The organism is Bdellovibrionota bacterium, assembly GCA_035292885.1.
Lineage (GTDB): Bacteria > Bdellovibrionota_G > JALEGL01 > JALEGL01 > DATDPG01 > DATDPG01.
Genome location: DATDPG010000144.1, coordinates 1 through 4446 on the forward strand (window position 1 = coordinate 1; position 4446 = coordinate 4446).

4 protein-coding genes are annotated in these 4446 nt (G+C 56.1%); 2 read left to right on the forward strand and 2 right to left on the reverse strand.

All coding sequences use genetic code 11. From position 1 onward, the window contains the following. Nucleotides 1-858: aminotransferase class I/II-fold pyridoxal phosphate-dependent enzyme (locus VI895_10650; GenBank protein HLG20257.1), on the reverse strand; the 858-nt coding region annotated here is incomplete at its 3' end. A gap of 122 nt (nt 859-980) precedes the next feature. Between VI895_10650 and VI895_10655 the strand changes: the two genes are divergently transcribed. After that, nucleotides 981-1451 carry a CBS domain-containing protein gene (locus tag VI895_10655; protein ID HLG20258.1) on the forward strand — a complete coding sequence of 157 codons (471 nt, stop codon included), beginning with the start codon at nt 981-983 and terminating at the stop codon, nt 1449-1451. Between the two features lie 256 nt (nt 1452-1707). Continuing rightward, a complete protein-coding gene (locus tag VI895_10660) occupies nt 1708-3318 on the forward strand; it encodes a diguanylate cyclase (protein ID HLG20259.1) in 1611 nt (536 codons plus the stop codon). A gap of 102 nt (nt 3319-3420) precedes the next feature. Here the strand turns inward: VI895_10660 and VI895_10665 are convergent. After that, nucleotides 3421-4446, reverse strand: a 1026-nt coding sequence (locus VI895_10665; protein ID HLG20260.1) for a radical SAM protein, incomplete at its 5' end; no start/stop codon positions are given.

Here is a 4446-nt window from a genome sequence, read left to right on the forward strand (position 1 = left end):
CCGGTTCATTCGCAAAATCACCGTCGGGAGACGGCTGTCGAGCAGCCAGCATTCGTCCGGCTGGAGAATGTTTCCGAGAATAGCGCGGGTTCCGCGAACCTGATCGACCAGTTTTTGATCGCGGGCTAAAACGACGCCGCCCAGCATGTCGCTGAAGCCGGCCAAAAATTTTGTGGCGGAATAAAGCACAAGATCCGTTCCAAGTTTCAGCGGATGCTGGAATGCCGGGCCGAGAAACGTGTTATCGACGGCGATCAACGGCCTGTCCGGCCGGGCAGAAGCGGCCTGAACCACCGCTCCGATATCCGTCATCCGGAGAGTCGGATTGGCCGGCGTCTCAATCAAGACCATTTTGAGCTGCGGCGTCTCGCGCACCGCACGCGTCAGCCCTGCGGTATCGCCGGCCATCACGGGGACGGGGTGAATCCCAAGCGGCACGAGAATTTGATAAATGAAATGATGTGTCCCGCCGTACACCGGCACGGTATAAACAAACGCACTGCCCGGAAGACAAAAGGTGAAGAAACTGGTAGAAATCGCCGCCATCCCGCTGTTGAACACGGCCGCCGCCGTCGCCCCCGGTTCCAACGGGACGATCTGATCCTCCAAAATTTCAGCGTTCGGATGCGATAGCCTCCCGTAAATGAGACCAACGTTTTCTCCTTCTTTGGGTTCCGCACGCCCCAGCGCGATATCAAATGCGCGCTCAGCATCTTCAGGGCTTGCAAAAACGTACGTCGACGACCGAAAGACGGCCGGACGCGCCGAGCCGAGGGAAAGCCACGGATCAAACCCGCGCGTGATGATCGCCGTCGAGGGGCGGACCAAATACGAAGGGGATTTTCTGTGGTTCGACATAAGAAAAGCGTCGTTACAGTTTAGAAACTAGACCACGGGAAGAACATGAGGGAGATCAGTGTTGTGCCGGCGAGGACGGCGCTAAATAGGAAGTGCGGGACCGTTAAGGGAGGAGGAATTCCATGAGACTCCAAGACATCATGAATCCGACCGTGCACACAATTCTCCCGCAAGAATCTGCGGAAGCGGCGTATCAACGGATGCGTCAGGACCGAATACATCATCTGGTGGTCATCCACGGCAAGCAGGTGGTCGGCGTCGTCTCCGAACGGGACCTGGGAAGCGGCCACGGAGAAACCCTGCGAAAAAACCGTACCGTCGGGGATTTCATCAGTACACCCGCCATCAGCGCGCCGCCTTTCATGACGGTTCGACAGGCCGCGAATCTGATGCGCGGGCAATCGATCGGCTGCCTTCCCGTCACCGATGCCAAAGGCCTTGTGGGGATCGTCACGATTTCCGATCTTTTGGAATTGATCGGCCGCGGATCGGAAAAACCGATTCAGAACCGGACGCGATGGACAATGCGGCATCGCGAGTCGACCGTAGCGTCATCGCGGCCAAAAACGCCTCGATTGAGTCGGGCTCGCTGAGCGAGCGACCTAATAATCGAAGAGGCTGACGTCACAAGATTCTGTGATTTACAATACCTTCGGGCGATTTCAACGTCCGCGATCGGACCGTCAGCCTATCGCAGGTTTCGCCCCGATGGATCAATAAAAAACCTTCCTAAAAAATTGTGAACTTGGACCAAGCCACACACCCTTTGTAGACACAGATAGGGTTTCTCTTCGTCTTGCAGGCTTGAGTTTATTAAAACCAAGAGATACCGTTCCCGTTTTAGCATTTATGTCAAGAACTCAAATTTCGGCGCGTGTATCTCCGCGGGTCATTTTTAATGAGCCCCTCCTTTTGGAGTCGGGAGAGCCTCCAACCGTGGTTCACGGACAGGGGGGCAACATCAGCCGAACCGGCGTCTTCGTTAGAACCGCCGCCAGTTTAGATCTTCACGCCGGGGTGCGTGTCCAATTCAACCTGCCGGAATTTGGAGCCTTTGAGGCGCAGGCGGTCATTATACATACCGCCAAGTCCGTGGAGTTAAACGGGCCTTTGGGTGTAGGAATGCACTTCATCGAATGCGAACCGGAATGCATGGAACGCTTGGAGCGTTTTGTAGTTCAGTGTCTCTCATCCGAACCCGGGGGAAGCGGCGAAGGAATTGCGCCGGATCGGCGCCTGAAAAAATATCGCCAGGCCGTGGAATCAATGCTGCAGGGAACATACGAGATGAACATCCCCACGGGCGAGAGGGACGACGTCGGCAAGCTCGGCGAGGCGCTGGTAGAATTGAGCCGCACCCTGCAACGCCAAATGAACGGCTATCTGCGTATGGTGGAGTTGTCGGCCAAGATCAGCGGCAAGTTGAGCATGGAAGAGATTCTGGACCATGTGTTCGATTCGTTCGATCCGATTATCCCATTTCACCGAGTCGGCTTCGCGCTTCTAATCAAACGGGGAACGGAAGTGCGGCTGGAGTGGGCGCGGTCAAAGGCCGGGAGCCTGGGTCTGACCCCGGGGTATAGCGCCCCATACAGCGGATCTAGTCTGGAAACGATTGCGCGATCGGGAACACCCCGAATCATCAACGATCTGGAGGCCTACCTGCGCGAACACCCGGAGTCGGATTCCACGAAAAGAATCGTGGCGTCAGGCATCCGCTCCAATTTGACATGTCCGCTGATCACGAACAAAGGCCCCGTGGGATTCCTCTTTTTCTCGAGCCTGCGTCCCTTCACGTACGAGAAAACGCATGTGGATCTCTTCTTGAACCTCGCGAACCTCCTTTCGTCGGTGGTCGAAAAGGGAATCCTATCCTCGGAAATTCAAGACAAAACGCTGCGCCTCGAGTTTGCCAATCGAAAACTCAAAAAACAATCCGAAATGGATGGACTGACGGAGGCCAAGAGCCGGTGGTATTTCGAGCAGCAGCTCTCGCTGGATTGGAAAATGGCTGCGCGAAACTCGAGACGGGTGTCATTGATCCTATTCGATGTCGATTTTTTCAAGGCCTTCAACGACCTATACGGGCATCAGGCGGGAGATGACTGCCTCAAGGCCCTCTGTGCGACGATCCAGCGTTCGATCAAACGCCCAAGCGATTACGTGGCCCGGTACGGAGGAGAAGAATTTGTGGTTGTCCTGCCGGACACGGACCTGGAGGACGCCAACTCCATAGCGGAACAAATCCGCGAGGCAGTCGAGAGGCTCGATATCCCTCACTCCGGCTCTCGGATCGCCGAGCGGGTCACCGTAAGCGCGGGAGTCGCATCCATCCAACCGAGTCGGGAGTCCCCGGGCTCCGAGAAACTAGTCGGTATGGCAGATCGCGCGCTCTATCTTGCGAAAAATTCAGGTCGGAACCGCGTGCATGCCTCAACCGAAACACCCGTTGCAACTTGAATAAGAGAGGCGATTCGGATGAGGAAGTTACAGCTCGCCTCTTCTCCAAATCGACCCGGTGTAATCAACACCGTACAGGGATCGGGCTCGCTGAGAGCGCCGTCAATAGACAAACCGACTGATGTCGTACGGAGCGACTTTCGGCGGTTTTGTCTTCCAGCCCTGTGCCAACTGAGACATCAGAATACGCGTCTGATTCCACACTTCGTCCTCCGACAAGGGCTGAATCTGTTTTTCGTGCACCCACTCGGGGTATGCCGTGGTCGCCTGCTCTCGAAGAGGAGAAACATAAATAATGTCGCCCGCATCGAGCGGGTACGAACGGATGACGCTGACGGTCTCCCGGATGTGTTGCTCCGCCAGCGTCTTGCCGCCGACACCCGCAATAATAATGAGACCAACGCCGATACCGGCGTTTTTCAAACGATCAATTTTTTCGGTCAGCGTGGCCTCGTTTCCCGATTTCTTGAGCCATTCGCGGAGCGGCCAAAAACCGGTTTCGAGGCCGATGTAAACGCGGCGCAACCCCCGCTCGTGTAATCCTTTGTATTCATCCAGGGTCCGAATCGGGCGCCCGGCGTCGGTGAACGCATAAAGGGTCTCCGCCAGATCTCCGTCTTCGAACTTGGAAAGGGTCGTCTGAAGAATTGAAAGAAGCTCGACTAATTTGTCCTGCGGGACGACCAGGGCATTCGCGTCACCGAGAAAAATCGACCTCCAGCGGGCCAGCGCGCGACCCTGAAATCGCAGCGCGTCCGTAACATGAGCTTCAAAATCTTTCGGGTCCCGGATTTGAAACGGCCGGTTTTCATACAGCGCGCAGAACAAACATTTCTGGTAGCTGCAGCCGGTGGTCGCCTGGATGAGAAGCGATCCGTAACAATCGGGTGGAAGGATCGGTACGCTGCCATACACGTTCTTGAATTGTCGCCATTGCCGTTCAAGCGAATCGTCTCGAAGTGCGGCCTCCATTCGATCGAGTTCATGATTCGCGTCCTCGCCCTCGATGAATAGCTCGCCCTCCTTAAAGAATTGGGGTGGGCGGCCCGAACGAATTTCCCGCAAGAATTCCCGCACGCGGTCGAACACGGCGTCGCGTTCCGCCGGGGAAAGCGGTGTGGCGTGCGG